Raw genomic sequence first — 16876 nt, 5'->3', positions numbered from 1 at the left:
CTGAAAGCGGGAAAGGCCGGCGGCCTTTCCCGCTTTTTTGCATCCAGGCTGTTGTGCCTGCGCCGAATCGGGCTAACAATGTTTGTCAGCAGCCGCTTGTTACCCTACACTAACGTTTTAAAAAATTTCCAGGAAGAAAGTTATGCCAACTCTCTCCTTATCCTTCCGCCTGTCTGCGCTGTTGCTTGGCGCTGCCATGCTGGCCAGTGCGCATGCGCAGACCGATGTCTGGGTCTGCATGAACAGCGACGGCAGCCGGGAATACAAGAATACCGGCGAGACCAAGGGCTGCAAGCGGGTCGACATGCAGGGAATCTCGATGATTCCGTCACCCTACAAGAAGCCGATTGCGCAAACCGCCGCACTGAGCCGTCCCGCCGGCGCCACCAGTCCGGGCGATTTTCCCAAGATAGACAGCGCCACCCAGAAGGCGCGTGACAATGACCGTATGCAGATCCTGGCCGAGGAATTGAAAGGCGAGGAGCGCAAGCTGGCAGCGTTGAAACAGGAGTACAACAACGGCGAACCCGAGCGGCGCGGCGATGAGCGCAATTACGCCAAGTACCAGGACAGGGTGGCTGCGTTGAAGGATGATCTGAGCCGTACCGAAAAAAATATCGAAGCGCTGAAGCGCGAGATAGGCAATTTAAAATAGCATACGCATTTGCGTTCGATGACCGGGCCGCATACTGCGGCCTTTTTCTTTTGTGCCAGAGATTGTGACCCAACTTTCGTGACTACCAAATTTCCCTCTCTCGCCGGACTGGACCTGCTGGCGTCTGCCGTGCTCGTGCTCGATGCACAGGGCTGTATCCGCTATGCCAATCCTGCCGCTGAAAACCTGCTGGAAAGCTCGCTGAAAGTGATGCAGAACCAGCGGCTGACCGACATGTTCCTCAACGGCGTCGAACTGCAGGATATCTTCACCCAGGCAGCCGCCCATCTGTTCGACGACAAGCGCCAGGACCTGGTGCTGGAGCGCATGGGCCGCGACCCTTTGCAGGTACACATGATGGTGAGCGCACTGGACGACCCGCAGATGCCGGTGCTGATCGAGCTGCGCGAGAATGTGCAGCAGCTCAAGCTCGACCGCGAGGAGCGCCTGATGGACCAGAGCCAGGCCAACAAGGAACTGATCCGCAACCTGGCGCACGAGATCAAGAACCCGCTGGGCGGCATCCGCGGCGCGGCACAGTTGCTGGAGCTGGAGCTGCCGGAGCGGCAGCTCAATCCGCTGCGCGAATATACGCAGGTGATCATCAAGGAAGCCGACCGGCTGCAGACCCTGGTGGACCGCCTGCTCGCGCCGCACCGGCGGCCGCATATCGTCGGTGACGTCAACATCCACGAGGTGTTCGAGCGGGTGCGCAGCCTGATCATGGCCGAGTTTCCAAACGGGCTGACCATCAAGCGGGATTACGACCTTTCCGTGCCCGAATTCCGCGGCGACAAGGAGCAACTGATCCAGGCCGTGCTGAACATCGCCCATAACGCGGCGCAAGCCCTGGCCAAGCGGATCGAGGCGGGCGATGCGGTGCTGACATTTCAAACCAGGGTGGCGCGCCAGGTCACGCTGGTGAAGGTGCGTTATCGCCTGGCATTAGACTTGCATATCGTGGACAACGGGCCGGGGATTCCCCCCGAGATTCAGAATCGCATCTTTTATCCGCTCGTTTCCGGCCGCGACGGCGGAAGCGGATTGGGACTGACGCTGGCGCAAACCTTCATTCAGCAGCACATGGGAGTGATCGAATGCGAAAGCCGTCCCGGATGCACGGATTTCAGGATACTGATACCTCTGCCCTGATGCCTGCCCGTCGGTGCACCGCGCCCGGGCCGAAGAATAACGTAATACGGGATGCAGGACACTTATGAAACCAATCTGGATAGTTGACGACGACGAATCGATACGCTGGGTACTTGAAAAGGCGCTGGCGCGGGAAAACCTCCCGACGCGGAGTTTTTCAAATGCCCGCGACGCGATGGAGGCGTTGCAGACTGCCACTCCCCAGGTGCTGGTTTCAGATATCCGGATGCCGGGCGAGTCCGGCCTGGCGCTGTTGCAGGCGGCCAAGGCGCGCCACCCGGGCCTGCCGGTCATCATCATGACCGCGTTCTCGGACCTCGACTCGGCCGTGGCCGCCTTCCAGGGCGGCGCCTTCGAGTATCTCGCCAAGCCATTCGATCTCGACAAGGCGGTGGAACTGATCCGCCGCGCGCTGGAGGAAAGCCTGCGCGAGGCCAACGAGGAGCAGACGATATCCGAGACGCCGGAAATCCTCGGCCAGGCGCCGGCAATGCAGGATGTGTTCCGTGCAATCGGCCGGCTTTCCCAGTCGAATGTGACGGTGCTGATCACCGGTGAATCCGGTTCCGGCAAGGAACTGGTGGCGCGGGCGCTGCACAAGCACAGCCCGCGTGCATCACAGCCATTCATTGCGCTCAATACGGCGGCGATTCCCAAGGACCTGCTGGAGTCCGAGCTGTTCGGCCACGAGCGCGGCGCATTTACCGGCGCGCAGGCCACCCGCCGCGGACGTTTCGAACAGGCCGAGGGCGGTACGCTGTTCCTCGACGAGATCGGCGATATGCCGTTCGACCTGCAGACACGGCTGCTGCGGGTGCTGTCCGACGGCCATTTCTACCGGGTGGGCGGCCATCAGCCCCTGAAGGCCAATGTGCGGGTGATTGCGGCGACCCACCAGAACCTGGAAACGCGGGTACGTGAAGGCCTGTTCCGCGAGGATCTGTATCACCGGCTCAATGTGATCCGGCTGCGCCTGCCGAGCCTGCGCGAACGGCGCGAGGACATTCCCATCCTGACCCGGCATTTCCTTTCGCAGAGCGCCAAGCAGCTGGGCGTGGAAGCCAAGCGCATGTCCGAGCATGTGATGCAGTTCCTGTCCCATCTGGAATTGCCCGGCAATGTGCGACAGCTCGAAAACCTGTGCAACTGGATTACGGTGATGGCGCCCGGCCAGACCGTCGAGGTCAAGGACCTGCCGCCCGAATTGCTGGAAGGCCAGCAGAACCTGGCCGCCGCCGGTACGCTGCCTGCGATGGCGCCCGTGCCGCAATTCATCGCGCCGGCGCCCGCTGCCGTGGGCGCCCACCATCCCGCCACCCCGGCGCTTGCCAGCACCATGCCCGCCGCCTATGCGGACATGGCGCCGCCGGAGCGGCCGAACTGGATTGCGCTGCTGGAAAGCGAGGCGGCGCAAATGCTGGCCGCCGGCCGGCCGGAAGTGATGGATGCCTTGGGGCGGCAGTTCGAGTCGGCACTGATCAAGACCGCGCTGCGCCATACCCACGGCCGCAAGAACGATGCGGCGGTCCGGCTGGGCATCGGGCGCAACACCATCACCCGAAAGATCCACGAACTGGGCATCGACGGCGCCAAGGACGAGTAAGAAAAACCGCGGCGGCGCATCGCATCTCGCCGCCGCATGCCACGCACCGGGGTGGCGCGGCGCTGCTTCAATCCGGTGCTTCAGCCTCCGCCTGTTTCACCCTGCGCCACAAGGTGGTGCGGCTGATGCCCAGGTGCCGCGCAGCCGCGCTCCGGTCCCCGCCGAAGCGGGCCAGCACATGCAGGATGCCGTTTGGCTCCGCCACCGGTGCGTCCGGCTGCACCGGCGGCGCAGCCACGCCCAGTTCCGGCGCCACCGAGGCGACGAAGGCTGGCGTCAGCGCCTGCAGCGGCTCGGCGGACAGGAATAGCGCCAGCCGCTGCATCAGATTGCGCAGCTCGCGCACATTGCCGGGCCAGCCGTAACCGCGCAACAGCGGGCCGCAGGCTTGCACTTCCGCATGCAGATTGGCATGCGGCCGCACGCCCAGCGCCGCCAGCGCGTTCTTCAGCAGCCATTCCGCCAGGCCGGTCAGGTCTTCCGGGCGTTCCCGCAGCGAAGGCAGGCGCAGTCGCAGAACGGACAGCCGGTAGAACAGGTCGGCGCGAAACTCGCCGTTGCGCACGCGGGCGTCAAGGTCGCAGTGGGTGGCGCTGATGATGCGCACATCCACCGGAATCGGCCGGGTGCCGCCGACCCGCATCACTTCCCGCTCTTCCAGCACCCGCAGCAGGCGGGTTTGCAGCGCCAGCGGCATTTCACCAATTTCATCGAGGAACAAGGTGCCGCGATGCGCCGCCTCGAACAGGCCCGGGCGGCCGCCTCGCCGCGAGCCGGTGAAGGCGCCTTCCTCATGGCCGAACAGTTCGGATTCGAGCAGCGACTCGGCGATGGCGCCGCAATTGACCGCAACGAAAGGCTTGCCGGCAGCATGGCCGAGCATGCTTTCCCGGTGGATGGCCTGTGCCACCAGCTCCTTGCCGGAACCGGTTTCGCCCTGGATCAGCACGGTTGCCGGCGAGCGGGCATACAGCATCGCCATCTGCCGCACCGACTGCATGGCGGCGGATTCGCCGCGCAGGTCCTTCAGGCCATGGCGGGCGCGCAGGGCGGCGCTGACCGCGCCGCCGCGGCCGCGGCCGCTTTCCAGCCGGGTGAAACGGGCGATTTCCAGCGCATCCTCGAAGGCCTGGCGGATCGAGCCGGCGGAATAAAGAAACACGCCTGCCAGGTCTGCTTCCTCCGCCAGGTCCATGATCAGGCCGGTGCCGACAATGGCCTTCACGCCGGCAGCCTTCAATTCGCCGATCTGGGTGCGCGCATCCTCGGCGGTGGCGTAGGTGCGTTGCGCAATGCGCAGGCCGAATGCCGACTGGAATTCGGTCAGCTGGGGAAAGGTGTCCTGGTAAGTGATGATGCCCATCTGCGTCGAGATGCGGCGCGCCCTGGCCAGCGCCTGCATCACATCGAAGCCGCTGGCGCGGGCAACGACTACCGGCACCGGCAAGCGGCTCTTCAGATAGGCGGCATTCGAGCCGGCTGCAATGACCGCGTCGCAGCGCTCGTTTTCCAGGCGGGCGCGGATGTGTTCCACCGCTTCCTCGAAACCGAGATTGATCGGCTCGATGAGGGCGCGCTCGTCGAATTCCGGCGTGATGTCGCGGAACAGGTGAAAAAGCCGGGAGATTGACACTGTCCACAGCACCGGTTTGTCGACTTGCAACGATGTTTCATCAAAGCCTGCAGCCATGTTTCAACCCTGTTTCAGTGTTACGTGAAATAGCCGGTATTGAAACACATCTGTCGCTATTGGAACAGATTGACTATACCATCATTGCTGATCATTATTTTTCAAGTAACTGATATATAAGGAAAAAATCGCGTGGATGCCGAACGGCGAAAATTCTGGCACGTCCATTGCAATAAAGCCATCCGTATCGTTCCACTTGAAACCACTTCACTCAGGCACATCATGACACTACGCTCCGCAGGCGCCGCATTCCGGCAAGCCGTCAAGGAAGAATCCCCGCTGCAGGTGATTGGCGCCATCAATGCCAACCATGCGCTGCTGGCCAAACGCGCCGGCTTCCGCGCCATCTATCTTTCCGGCGGCGGTGTCGCGGCCGGCTCGCTGGGTTTGCCGGACCTGGGCATCTCCAACCTCGACGACGTGCTGACCGATGTGCGCCGCATTACCGATGTCTGCGACCTGCCGCTGCTGGTCGACGTCGACACCGGCTTCGGCTCCTCGGCCTTCAACGTGGCCCGCACCGTCAAGTCCATGATCAAGTTCGGCGCCGCCGCGATGCATATCGAGGACCAGGTCGGCGCCAAGCGCTGCGGCCACCGGCCCAACAAGGAAATCGTCAGCAAGCAGGAAATGGTGGACCGCATCAAGGCCGCGGTGGATGCCCGCACCGACCCGGACTTCGTGATCATGGCCCGCACCGACGCGCTCGCCGTGGAAGGACTGGAAGCGGCGATCGAGCGCGCCGTGGCCTGCGTTGAGGCCGGCGCCGACATGATCTTTCCGGAAGCCATTACCGAGCTGGCGATGTACAAGCAGTTCGCCAGCGCGGTGAAGGTGCCCATCCTGGCCAACATCACCGAGTTCGGCGCCACGCCGCTGTTCACCGTGGAAGAACTGAAGACTGCCGACGTCGGCATCGCGCTGTATCCGCTGTCGGCCTTCCGCGCCATGAACAAGGCGGCGGAAAACGTCTACAACACCGTGCGCCGCGAAGGCACGCAAAAGAATGTGGTCGACACCATGCAGACCCGGATGGAGCTGTATGACCGCATCAACTACCACGACTTCGAGCAGAAGCTCGACGCGCTGTTCGCGCAGCAAAAAGCCCGCTAACCAGAATCAGGAGAAAACAATGAGCGATCAACAGGCAGCCGCATTCAAACCGAAGAAATCCGTCGCCCTGTCCGGCGTCACCGCCGGCAATACCGCGCTGTGCACCGTGGGCAAGACCGGCAACGATCTGCACTACCGCGGCTATGACATCCTGGACGTGGCCAACACCTCCGAGTTCGAGGAAATCGCCTACCTGCTGGTCCATGGCAAGCTGCCGACCGCTGGCGAACTGAAGGGCTACAAGGCCAAGCTGCGCTCGCTGCGCGGCATTCCGAGCAACCTGAAGACCGTGCTGGAAGCGCTGCCGGCATCGTCCCATCCGATGGACGTGATGCGCACCGCGGTGTCGGTGCTGGGCTGCGTGCTGCCGGAGAAGGATGACCACAACACGCCTGGGGCGCGCGACATCGCTGACCGCCTGATGGCGTCGCTGGGTTCGGCCCTGCTGTACTGGTACCACTACAGCCACAACGGCCGCCGCATCGAGGTCGAGACCGACGACGATTCCATCGGCGGCCATTTCCTGCACCTGCTGCACGGCCATGCGCCCAAGGAGTCGTGGGTCAAGGCGATGCATGTGTCGCTGATCCTGTATGCAGAACATGAGTTCAATGCGTCCACCTTCGCCGGCCGCGTGGTCGCCGGCACCGGCTCGGACATGTACTCTGCCGTCACCGGCGCGATCGGCGCGCTGCGCGGGCCCAAGCATGGCGGCGCCAATGAAGTCGCGTTCGAAGTGCAGAAACGCTACGACAATCCGGACGAGGCCGAGGCCGATGTCAGGAAGCGCGTGGAGAACAAGGAAGTCATCATCGGCTTCGGCCACCCGGTCTACACCATCTCCGATCCGCGCAACGTGGTGATCAAGGAAGTGGCGCGCAACCTGTCGCTGGAATCCGGCTCGACCAAGATGTTCGACATCGCCGAACGCCTGGAAACCGTGATGTGGGACATCAAGAAGATGTTCCCCAACCTCGACTGGTTCTCGGCGGTGTCCTACCACATGATGGGCGTGCCGACCGCGATGTTCACCCCGCTGTTCGTGATTGCCCGCACTTCCGGCTGGGCCGCGCACATCATCGAGCAGCGCATCGACAACAAGATCATCCGTCCGAGCGCCAACTATGTCGGCCCGGAAGACCTGGCCTTCGTGCCGATCAGTGATCGCAAGTAAAGCAGGACAATCATGAACCTCGAATATCGCAAGCAGCTCCCCGGCACCGGGCTGGACTATTACGACGCCCGCGCCGCGGTCGACGCCATCAGCCCCGGCGCCTACGACAAGCTGCCCTACACCTCGCGGGTGCTGGCGGAAAACCTGGTGCGCCGCTGCGACCCGGCCATGCTGACCGACTCGCTCAGGCAGCTGATCGAAAGAAAGCGCGACCTCGACTTCCCCTGGTATCCGGCGCGGGTGGTCTGCCACGACATCCTGGGCCAGACCGCGCTGGTGGACCTGGCCGGCCTGCGCGACGCCATTGCCGCGCAGGGCGGCGACCCGGCGCTGGTCAACCCGGTGGTGCCGACCCAGCTCGTGGTGGACCATTCGCTGGCGGTGGAATGCGGCGGCTTCGACCCCGACGCCTTCGACAAGAACCGCGCCATCGAAGACCGCCGCAATGAAGACCGCTTCGACTTCATCAACTGGACCAAGAAGGCATTCCGAAATGTCGACGTGATCCCGCCAGGCAACGGCATCCTGCACCAGATCAACCTGGAACGCATGAGCCCGGTGGTGCAGGTCAAGGACAACGTGGCCTTCCCCGACACCCTGGTCGGCACCGACTCGCATACGCCTATGGTCGATGCGCTGGGCGTGATCGCGATTGGCGTCGGCGGGCTGGAAGCCGAGAGCGTGATGCTGGGCCGGGCATCCTACATGCGCCTGCCCGACATCATCGGCGTGGAACTGACCGGCAAGCCGCAGCCGGGCATCACCGCCACCGACATCGTGCTGTCGCTGACCGAGTTCCTGCGCAAGTCGAAAGTGGTGTCGTCCTACCTGGAATTCTTTGGCGAGGGCGCGGCCCATCTGACGCTGGGCGACCGCGCAACCATCTCCAACATGGCGCCCGAGTTCGGCTCCACCGCGGCGATGTTCTACATCGACGAGCAGACCATCCGCTACCTGAAGCTGACCGGCCGCGAGGATGAACTGGTCAGCCTGGTGGAGACCTATGCGAAGGAAACCGGCCTGTGGGCCGACAGCCTGAAGAACGCGGAATACGAGCGGGTGCTGCATTTCGACCTGTCGACGGTCGTGCGCAACATCGCCGGCCCGAGCAATCCGCATAACCGGGTGCCGACCTCGCAGCTGGCCGAGCGCGGCATCAGCGGCAAGGTCGAGAACGAACCGGGCCTGATGCCGGACGGCGCGGTGATCATCGCCGCCATCACCAGCTGCACCAACACCAACAATCCGCGCAACATGATCGCGGCGGGCCTCCTGGCGCGCAATGCCAACCGGCTCGGCCTGCAGCGCAAGCCCTGGGTCAAGAGTTCGCTCGCGCCGGGTTCGAAGACAGTGGCGCTGTACCTGGAAGAAGCCGGCCTGATGCCGGAGCTGGAAAAGCTGGGTTTTGGCGTTGTGGCCTTTGCCTGCACCACCTGCAACGGCATGAGCGGCGCGCTCGACCCGGTGATCCAGAAGGAAGTGGTGGAGCGCGACCTGTATGCCACCGCCGTCCTGTCGGGCAACCGCAACTTCGATGGCCGCATCCATCCGTATGCGAAGCAGGCCTTCCTGGCCTCGCCGCCGCTGGTGGTGGCCTATGCCATCGCCGGCACGATACGCTTCGACATCGAGAAGGACGTGCTGGGTACCGACGCGCAGGGCAAGCCGGTGACGCTGGCCGACATCTGGCCGTCGGACGAGGAGATCGATGCGATCGTGGCCGCCAGCGTGAAGCCGGAACAGTACCGCAAGGTGTATGAGCCGATGTTTGCGCTGACGGTCGACAACGGCGAGCAGGTCAAGCCGCTGTACGACTGGCGTCCGCAGACAACCTATATCCGCCGCCCGCCGTACTGGGAAGGCGCGCTGGCCGGCGCTCGCAGCCTGACGGGCATGCGGCCGCTGGCGGTATTGGGCGACAACATCACCACCGACCATCTGTCGCCGTCGAACGCGATCATGGCCGACAGCGCGGCCGGCGAATACCTGGCGAAGATGGGCTTGCCGGAAGAGGACTTCAATTCCTATGCAACCCATCGCGGCGACCACCTGACCGCGCAGCGCGCCACCTTCGCCAACCCGACGCTGAAGAACGAGATGGTGGTGGTCGATGGCAAGGTCAAGCCCGGCTCGCTGACGCGCATCGAGCCTGAAGGCCGCGTCACCCGCATGTGGGAAGCGATCGAGACCTACATGGAGCGCAAGCAGCCATTGATCGTGATCGCCGGCGCCGACTATGGCCAGGGCTCCTCGCGCGACTGGGCCGCCAAGGGCGTAAGGCTGGCTGGCGTGGAAGCGATCGTGGCCGAGGGCTTCGAGCGCATCCACCGCACCAACCTGGTTGGCATGGGCGTGCTGCCGCTGGAGTTCAAGCCGGGCGTGAACCGCATCACGCTGGGCATCGACGGCACCGAGACTTTCGACGTGGTCGGCGAGCGCAAGCCGCGCGCGGATCTCACGCTGGTGATCCATCGCAGGAACGGCGAGCGTGTCGAAGTGCCGGTGTCCTGCCGCCTCGATACCGCCGAGGAAGTGTCCATCTATGAAGCCGGCGGCGTGCTGCAGCGCTTCGCCCAGGACTTCCTCGAGTCCGTCAGCGCCGCGTAAGCGCAGTCCCATAGCATCATCGTCATTGCGGCGGCGCGCACGCGCCGCCGCCTGCCGCCAGACGGCAAGCTCTCATTCATCAGGAACCATGTTCATGGCCCATCAAGCTCAAATCAAGATACCCGCCACCTATATGCGCGGCGGCACCAGCAAGGGCGTGTTCTTCCGCCTGCAGGACCTGCCGGAACGCGCCCAGGCGCCCGGCGCCGCGCGCGATGCGCTGCTGCTGCGCGTGATCGGCAGCCCCGACCCCTATGGCAAGCAGATCGACGGCATGGGCGGCGCCACCTCCAGCACCAGCAAGACCGTGATCGTGTCGGCCAGCACGCGGCCCGGCCACGATGTCGACTACCTGTTCGGCCAGGTGTCGATCGACAGCGCCTTCGTCGACTGGAGCGGCAACTGCGGCAACCTGTCGGCGGCGGTCGGGCCGTTCGCCATCAGCAACGGCCTGATCGATGCGTCCCGCATTCCGCGCGATGGCATGGCCACGGTGCGCATCTGGCAGGCCAATATCGGCAAGACCATCATTGCCCATGTGCCCATGACCGATGGCATGGTGCAGGAAACCGGCGACTTCGAACTCGACGGCGTGACCTTTCCGGCAGCCGAGGTGCAGCTGGAATTCATGGACCCGGCGGCCGAGGAAGAGGGCGCGGGCGGCGCGATGTTCCCGACCGGGAACCTGGTGGACGATCTGGACGTGCCGGGCATCGGCACCCTGAAAGCCACCATGATCAATGCCGGCATTCCCACCATCTTCGTCAATGCCGCGGACATCGGCTACACCGGCACCGAGCTGCAGGATGCGATCAACAGCGACCCCGTGGCGCTGACGAAATTCGAAACGCTGCGCGCTTATGGCGCGGCGCGCATGGGCCTGATCCAGGACGTGGACCAGGCGGCCAAGCGCCAGCACACGCCCAAGATCGCCTTCGTTGCGAAGCCGGCCGACTATGTGTCGTCCAGCGGCAAGAAGGTTGGCGCCGGCGATGTGGATCTGCTGGTGCGCGCCATGTCCATGGGCAAGCTGCATCACGCGATGATGGGCACGGCGGCGGTGGCAATCGGCACTGCGGCGGCGATCCCTGGCACGCTGGTCAACCAGGCCGCCGGCGGCGGCGCGCGCGAGGCGGTGCGCTTCGGCCATCCGTCCGGAACGCTGCGGGTCGGCGCGCAGGCCAGCCAGGTCGAGGGCGAATGGAAAGTGGACAAGGCCATCATGAGCCGCAGCGCAAGGGTATTGATGGAAGGATGGGTCAGGGTGCCGGGCGACGCTTTCTGACGCCGCCAGCACCATCGTCACCCAGCACAGGGATGGAACCGGAGGAGACACACCATGAACTATGCAGATTTTTACCAGCGCTCGATCGATGATCCAGAGGCTTTCTGGGGTGACGAGGCACAACGGATTCATTGGGAAACGCCGTATTCCCGTGTGCTCGACGACAGCCGCAAGCCGTTCAACAAGTGGTTCGCCGGCGGGCGCACCAACCTCTGCTACAACGCGGTCGACCGTTGGGCAGAGAGTCATCCACAACGGCCCGCGCTGATTGCCGTGAGCACCGAGGAAGATGCGGACGGCAACCCGCGTGAACACATCTATTCCTTCCACGAGCTGCAGCGCGAGGTCGAGCGCATGGCGGCCATCATGCTGTCGCTGGGTGTCGCACGCGGCGACCGGGTGCTGATCTACATGCCGATGATTGCGCCAGCGGTGTTCGCCATTCTGGCCTGCGCCCGCATCGGCGCCGTGCATTCGGTGGTGTTCGGCGGCTTTGCCGCCAACAGCCTCGCAACCCGCATCGACGACGCCCAGCCCAGGCTGGTGGTGTCTGCCGATGCCGGCTCGCGCAGCGGCAAGCGGGTGGCCTACAAGCCGCTGCTGGACGAGGCGCTGCGCCTGGCCAGCCACAAGCCCGGGCGGGTGCTGCTGGTCGACCGCGGCATGGTGCCGATGCAGATGGAGCCGGGCCGCGACGTGGACTACGCCAGCCTGCGCCAGCAGCATCTGGATGCCACGGTGCCGGTGACCTGGCTGGAGTCCAACGAGATGTCCTACATCCTCTACACCTCGGGCACCACCGGCAAGCCCAAGGGCGTGCAGCGGGACGTGGGCGGCTATGCGGTGGCGCTGGCGTCGTCGATGCAGCATATCTTCGGCGGCGCGGCAGGCGAGACCTTCTTCGCCACCTCCGACATCGGCTGGGTGGTCGGCCATTCCTACATCGTCTATGGCCCGCTGATCGCCGGCATGGCCACCGTGATGTACGAGGGCCTGCCGACCCGGCCCGATGGCGGCATCTGGTGGCAACTGGTCGAGAAATACCGCGTGACGAGAATGTTTTCCGCGCCGACCGCCATCCGCGTGCTGCGCAAGCAGCCGCAGGAAATGATGGACAGGCATGACCTGTCGTCGCTGAAGGCGCTGTACCTGGCAGGCGAACCGCTGGATGAAACCACGTCGGCCTGGATCGCCGACGCGCTCAAGGTGCCCGTGATCGACAACTACTGGCAGACCGAGACCGGCTGGCCGATCCTGTCGATCGCCAAGGGCATCGAGGACAAGCCGACCCGCCTGGGCAGCCCCGGCGTGCCGATGCCGGGCTACCGCGTCAAGGTCATCAGCGAGGTCAGCGGCGAGGAATGCGGCGTCGGCGAGAAGGGCGTGCTGGTGCTGGAAGCGCCGCTGCCGCCGGGCTGCATGCAGACCGTGTACGGCGACGACCAGCGTTTCCTCAACACCTACTGGTCCAACTTCAACCAGCCGGTGTATTCCTCCTTCGACTGGGGCATACGGGATGCGGATGGCTATTACTTCATTCTCGGCCGCACCGACGACGTGATCAACGTCGCCGGCCACAGGCTGGGCACGCGCGAGATCGAGGCCAGCATCTGCAGCCATCCGAACGTGTCCGAGGTCGCGGTGGTCGGCGTGGAGGACAAGTTGAAGGGCCAGGTGGCGGTGGCCTTCGTGATACCGCGGCATGCGGTCGCCAGCGATGGCGTGTCAGCCTTGCAGGCCGAGATCATGGCAACGGTCGATCGCCAGCTCGGCGCGGTGGCGCGGCCGGCGCAGGTGCATGTGGTGTCGATGCTGCCCAAGACCCGTTCCGGCAAGCTGCTGCGGCGGGCGATACAGGCCGTATGCGAGGGCCGCGATCCGGGCGACCTCACCACGATCGAGGATCCGGCCTCGCTGCAGCAGGTGCGCGACGCGATGGCGCCGCGGGTGGCAGCCTAGTATCGGCATGGGCGGCGGCCCGGATCAAAACAGCTCCGCCCGATCTGCCTTATCATGCCTGCTTCACAAAGACGCAAGGACCGGGAATGCGATCAACCAGGGCAAGCGCGGCAGTCGACAGGCTCAAGCGGCGCAGCGGCAACCCCGACTATTCGATGGTGCGCAGCGCCGACGGCCTGTTCTACCTGACCCTGATGACAGACAGTGGCGACATGGAGCGACTCAGCCCGTCGCTGGAGCAGGATGCCTTCGTCGAGTTCGTCAATGCCTACGGACCGCAGACGCCGAAGAAGGTCAGCAAGCTCGATGTGGCGTTCGAGAAGCAGTTGGCAAGGAAGAAGCCGGCTTCCTGAAAGGGATGGCGCGGTGATTGCCTGTGCTGCGCCGGCATCCCATCGGTTACCATAGCGGCCATTTCCGCACCCGGGCAACAGCATGGTCAAAGTCTATTCCATCGACGGCATCACGCCGGTCGTTCATCCCACCGCCTATGTGCATCCGAGCGCCGTGCTGATCGGCGACGTGATCGTCGGCGCGCGCTGCTACATCGGCCCCACCGCCTGCCTGCGCGGCGACTTCGGCCGCATCGTGCTGGAGGAGGGCGCCAATGTGCAGGATGCCTGCGTGATGCACAGCTATGCCCAGTACGACACCGTGATCGAGACCTACGGCCATATCGGCCATGGCGCGATCCTGCACGGCTGCCGCATCGGCCGCAATGCGCTGGTGGGCATGAATGCGGTGGTGATGGACGGCGTGGTCATCGGCGCCGAGTCGCTGGTGGCGGCGATGAGCTTCGTGCGTTCGGGCATGCAGGTGCCGGAACGCAGCATGGTGGTCGGCATGCCGGCGCGGGTGCTGCGCATGCTGAACGACGAGGAAGTCGCGGCCAAGACCCGCGACACCGAGGATTACATCGCGCTGGTGGAGCGCTCGCGCGACACCATGCGCGAGGTGGAGGCGCTGGTCGAGCCGGAGGCGGACAGGCGGCGGATTGGGGAAGCGGCGAAATCGTAGGTGCTGCAGGTTTCATTGGACCAGCTAGGAAATCTGGCCGCGGACGCGGCATGCACTCCGCAACGGGGAGGAATGTCCGAAGGGCATTGCTTCATTGGCCGATCAGGGAAGTCGGCCGACCATGCCGGCACAGTATGCTGCCGTGGCGCGACGCGGCTTTGGGTGTCGCACCCTGCGAGCCACGTGCCGCAGTCGACGGCCTCAATGCACCTTGGGCTGGTAAGCAACGCCGAATCGTTGCGCCAAATTCGCCAGCCGCCGGTCCAGGGTCCATAGGCTGGCCCCGGCAGTAATCAGGGTCGATGCCAGCAGCATGACATCGACCAGGCCGCATCCCTGGCCATACAGCTTCTCGCGCTCGATCAAGTCTTGTACTTCGCTCATCGTGGCCTGGCCGGATGGGCGCAGAAGGCCGAGATATGCCAGCGTTTGGGAGCGCGGCGCTGGCGGTGTGCCGCAGGCCACTTCCGTCAGCACCATGGGATGAATCAACACCTGGTCGAGGCTCAGCAAAGCCGTCAGGGAAGAATTCCGCAATCGAAAATGCTGCACCCAGACCGAGGTGTCAACAAGGACGCTCATGCCGGCTGCGCGGCAGGATCGCCCCCGCGACGGGGAATGTCTCCCATTTCGGGCGCGGCGCCGCCAAGCTCTGCCAGCCTTTTGGCTGCCTGTACGCGCACGAACATGGAAAATGCCTCGCGCCAGATGTCCGCTTTATCCATGGCCGGGTCGGCCATTTCCAATGCCCTCTTGTACAGCTCGTCGTCTATCGTTACGGTGGTTCTCATGGCGCCTCCGAGGCCGTTGTGGAAAATTCTGCATCAAATATGATGCAGAAAGGTGTCAAGAATAGCACCGGCGAGGCCGCCATGCATATCGTCTCTGCGTCCGGTCAGCCCAATTTCACCGGCACAAAGATCTGCGTTTCCCCCCGCTGCACCAGCAGCGCGGCCTGGCCGCCGGCCTGTTCCAGCCGCTTCTGCAACTCCGGCACGCTGGCAACCGGGGTGCCGTTGATGGCCACGATGATGTCGCCCGGCTCGACGCCGGAGCGGGCCGCGGCGCCGCCGGCCTGTTCCACCACCAGGCCGCCGCGCAGGTGGGCCTCCTGCCTTTCCTCGTCGGTCAGGGGGCGCACCGCAACGCCCAGCTTGCCACGGGCCGCACTGGCGGGGGATGCCGCGGCCAGCTTGTCGGACGAGCCGGCCAGGGTCGCGGTCAGGGTTTCCTTGCGGCCGTTGCGCCAGACTTCCATCTTCGCCTGGTCGCCCGGCTTGGCCAGGCCGACCTGCGCCGGCAGGTCGCCGGAACGGGCGATGGTCTGGCCGTTGTACGACAGGATCACGTCGCCGGGCTGCAGGCCGGCCTTGGCGGCCGGGCTGTTGCGGTCGATCGACGACACCAGCGCGCCTTCCGGCTGCGGCAGCTTGAAGGAGTCGGCCAGGGTCTGGTTCAGTTCCTGCACCGCGACGCCAAGCCGCGCATGGCTGACCTTGCCGGTGGCTACGATCTGGTCCTTCACCGACAGCGCCACATCGATCGGTATCGCAAACGACAGTCCCATGTAGCCGCCGGTCTGGCTGTAGATTTGCGAATTGATGCCCACCACCGCGCCGCTGGCGTCGAACAGCGGCCCGCCCGAGTTGCCCGGATTGACCGCGACGTCGGTCTGGATGAAGGGCACGTAGGCGTCGCCCGGCAGGCTGCGGCCCTTGGCGCTGACGATGCCGGAGGTGGCGCTCTGCTCGAAGCCGAAGGGCGAGCCGATGGCCAGCACGTAGTCGCCCACGCCCAGGCGTTTGGGGTCGCCCAGGGTGACCACCGGCAGCTTGCTGGCGTCGATCTTCAGCACCGCGACGTCGGTGGCCGGGTCGCTGCCCAGGACGCGCGCCTTGAATTCGCGCCGGTCGGACAGCTTGACCGTCACTTCGGACGCATCCTTCACCACATGGGCATTGGTCAGGATGATGCCGTCCTGGCCGACGATGAAGCCCGAACCCTGGCCGCGCACCGGCACCGGCGCCTGGCCGCCGCGGCCCGGCAGGCCGCGGAAGAATTGCGAGAACGGGTCGTCGTCGTTGTCGCCGCGGGCGGCGGTCTTCATCGTGCCTTCGGTATTGATGCCCACCACCGCCGGGCCGAAGCGCTCGACGATGGCGCGGTAGTTTGGCGCGGTGGCCGGCGCTACCGGACCGGGGGCGGGCGCGACCGCCGTGGCTGCAGCGCTTTGCGGCGCGCTTTCCTGGCGGGAGAACCATTCCTTGGGCGACCAGCCGGCGGCGCCGGCGGCGGAAGTGACGAGAACGCCGGCGACGGTCAGCGCGGCAGTAAGTTGACGGAGCTTCATCTGTGGTCCCTTCATGCATTGTCTGGTTGACGATGGGAACAGACTAAGCCGGCTGTCTTAAGCCAGGCTTAACCAGGGCCACGCTGTAAAGGCCATCGATTTTGGCGCTAGGCCGATGCGGTCGACCTGAATCGGGAATCGGTGGCGCTCAGCCGGTGATTTCATGCCCTTGCAGGCGATTCACCATTCGTTTGCACCGGCGTTTGCCCACTAATTGGCGACATCGCATTAAAAAAGCATTGAATGCAGGGGTACTGGAACAACATTGCTT

14 protein-coding genes are annotated in these 16876 nt (G+C 64.6%); 10 read left to right on the top strand and 4 right to left on the bottom strand.

Annotation, left to right across the window (positions count from 1 at the left end; translation table 11 throughout):
- The first annotated feature begins 142 nt into the window (after positions 1-142).
- The 3 genes from IGW04_RS01550 (at position 143) to ntrC (ending at position 3410) form a co-directional block, all read left to right on the top strand.
- Complete coding sequence (locus tag IGW04_RS01550; protein WP_194711248.1) at positions 143-655, top strand: DUF4124 domain-containing protein; 513 nt, start codon at positions 143-145, stop codon at positions 653-655.
- Between the two features lie 78 nt (positions 656-733).
- A complete protein-coding gene (gene glnL, locus IGW04_RS01545; RefSeq protein WP_194711247.1) occupies positions 734-1807 on the top strand; it encodes a nitrogen regulation protein NR(II) in 1074 nt (357 codons plus the stop codon).
- A 64-nt stretch (positions 1808-1871) separates the two neighbouring features.
- A complete protein-coding gene (gene ntrC, locus IGW04_RS01540) occupies positions 1872-3410 on the top strand; it encodes a nitrogen regulation protein NR(I) (protein WP_194711246.1) in 1539 nt (512 codons plus the stop codon).
- A gap of 67 nt (positions 3411-3477) precedes the next feature.
- Here the strand turns inward: ntrC and prpR are convergent, their stop codons facing one another.
- Positions 3478-5100 (bottom strand): propionate catabolism operon regulatory protein PrpR, encoded by a 1623-nt coding sequence (prpR, locus tag IGW04_RS01535; protein WP_194711245.1) that lies wholly within the window; start codon positions 5098-5100, stop codon positions 3478-3480.
- Positions 5101-5322: 222 nt separating this feature from the next.
- Here prpR and prpB point away from each other — a divergent pair, with 222 nt between their 5' ends.
- The 7 genes from prpB (at position 5323) to IGW04_RS01500 (ending at position 14255) form a co-directional block, all read left to right on the top strand.
- Entirely contained in the window at positions 5323-6213 is an 891-nt protein-coding gene (gene prpB, locus IGW04_RS01530; protein ID WP_194711244.1) for a methylisocitrate lyase, read from the top strand.
- Positions 6214-6232: 19 nt separating this feature from the next.
- Positions 6233-7387: a bifunctional 2-methylcitrate synthase/citrate synthase gene (prpC, locus tag IGW04_RS01525; RefSeq protein WP_194711243.1), complete on the top strand. Its 1155-nt coding sequence runs from the start codon at positions 6233-6235 to the stop codon at positions 7385-7387.
- Positions 7388-7399: 12 nt separating this feature from the next.
- The gene (gene acnD / locus IGW04_RS01520) at positions 7400-9994 is read left to right on the top strand and encodes a Fe/S-dependent 2-methylisocitrate dehydratase AcnD (RefSeq protein ID WP_194711242.1); all 2595 of its coding nucleotides are present in this window, start codon (positions 7400-7402) and stop codon (positions 9992-9994) included.
- Between the two features lie 94 nt (positions 9995-10088).
- Positions 10089-11279: a 2-methylaconitate cis-trans isomerase PrpF gene (gene prpF, locus IGW04_RS01515; RefSeq protein ID WP_194711241.1), complete on the top strand. Its 1191-nt coding sequence runs from the start codon at positions 10089-10091 to the stop codon at positions 11277-11279.
- Between the two features lie 54 nt (positions 11280-11333).
- On the top strand, positions 11334-13238 hold the full coding sequence (locus IGW04_RS01510; protein WP_194711240.1) for a propionate--CoA ligase: 1905 nt from the start codon (positions 11334-11336) through the stop codon (positions 13236-13238).
- Positions 13239-13324: 86 nt separating this feature from the next.
- The gene (locus IGW04_RS01505) at positions 13325-13591 is read left to right on the top strand and encodes a hypothetical protein (protein WP_194711239.1); all 267 of its coding nucleotides are present in this window, start codon (positions 13325-13327) and stop codon (positions 13589-13591) included.
- A gap of 82 nt (positions 13592-13673) precedes the next feature.
- Positions 13674-14255 carry an acyltransferase gene (locus IGW04_RS01500; protein ID WP_194711238.1) on the top strand — a complete coding sequence of 194 codons (582 nt, stop codon included), beginning with the start codon at positions 13674-13676 and terminating at the stop codon, positions 14253-14255.
- A gap of 201 nt (positions 14256-14456) precedes the next feature.
- Here IGW04_RS01500 and IGW04_RS01495 read toward each other — a convergent pair whose 3' ends face one another.
- From IGW04_RS01495 to IGW04_RS01485, 3 genes are all read right to left on the bottom strand, one after another.
- Positions 14457-14837: a type II toxin-antitoxin system VapC family toxin gene (locus tag IGW04_RS01495; protein ID WP_194711237.1), complete on the bottom strand. Its 381-nt coding sequence runs from the start codon at positions 14835-14837 to the stop codon at positions 14457-14459.
- On the bottom strand, positions 14834-15046 hold the full coding sequence (locus tag IGW04_RS01490) for a type II toxin-antitoxin system VapB family antitoxin (protein WP_194711236.1): 213 nt from the start codon (positions 15044-15046) through the stop codon (positions 14834-14836). Before IGW04_RS01490 ends, IGW04_RS01495 begins: the two co-directional genes overlap by 4 nt.
- A gap of 104 nt (positions 15047-15150) precedes the next feature.
- Positions 15151-16605 (bottom strand): DegQ family serine endoprotease, encoded by a 1455-nt coding sequence (locus IGW04_RS01485; protein WP_194711235.1) that lies wholly within the window; start codon positions 16603-16605, stop codon positions 15151-15153.
- Positions 16606-16876: the final 271 nt, after the last annotated feature.

The organism is Noviherbaspirillum soli (assembly GCF_015352955.1).
In the GTDB taxonomy this organism is placed as follows: domain Bacteria; phylum Pseudomonadota; class Gammaproteobacteria; order Burkholderiales; family Burkholderiaceae_D; genus Noviherbaspirillum_A; species Noviherbaspirillum_A soli.
Note: the sequence above shows the minus strand (reverse complement) of the source record. Positions and strands in the feature narration are given on the sequence as shown.

Coding starts and splice junctions, on each gene's coding strand:
- prpB (WP_194711244.1), top strand. CDS start 5,323: ATGACACTACGCTCCGCAGGCGCCGCATTCCGGCAAGCCGTCAAGGAA.
- IGW04_RS01500 (WP_194711238.1), top strand. CDS start 13,674: ATGGTCAAAGTCTATTCCATCGACGGCATCACGCCGGTCGTTCATCCC.
- IGW04_RS01550 (WP_194711248.1), top strand. CDS start 143: ATGCCAACTCTCTCCTTATCCTTCCGCCTGTCTGCGCTGTTGCTTGGC.
- prpR (WP_194711245.1), bottom strand. CDS start 5,100: ATGGCTGCAGGCTTTGATGAAACATCGTTGCAAGTCGACAAACCGGTG.
- IGW04_RS01505 (WP_194711239.1), top strand. CDS start 13,325: ATGCGATCAACCAGGGCAAGCGCGGCAGTCGACAGGCTCAAGCGGCGC.
- prpF (WP_194711241.1), top strand. CDS start 10,089: ATGGCCCATCAAGCTCAAATCAAGATACCCGCCACCTATATGCGCGGC.
- IGW04_RS01495 (WP_194711237.1), bottom strand. CDS start 14,837: ATGAGCGTCCTTGTTGACACCTCGGTCTGGGTGCAGCATTTTCGATTG.
- prpC (WP_194711243.1), top strand. CDS start 6,233: ATGAGCGATCAACAGGCAGCCGCATTCAAACCGAAGAAATCCGTCGCC.
- IGW04_RS01510 (WP_194711240.1), top strand. CDS start 11,334: ATGAACTATGCAGATTTTTACCAGCGCTCGATCGATGATCCAGAGGCT.
- IGW04_RS01485 (WP_194711235.1), bottom strand. CDS start 16,605: ATGAAGCTCCGTCAACTTACTGCCGCGCTGACCGTCGCCGGCGTTCTC.
- ntrC (WP_194711246.1), top strand. CDS start 1,872: ATGAAACCAATCTGGATAGTTGACGACGACGAATCGATACGCTGGGTA.
- IGW04_RS01490 (WP_194711236.1), bottom strand. CDS start 15,046: ATGAGAACCACCGTAACGATAGACGACGAGCTGTACAAGAGGGCATTG.
- acnD (WP_194711242.1), top strand. CDS start 7,400: ATGAACCTCGAATATCGCAAGCAGCTCCCCGGCACCGGGCTGGACTAT.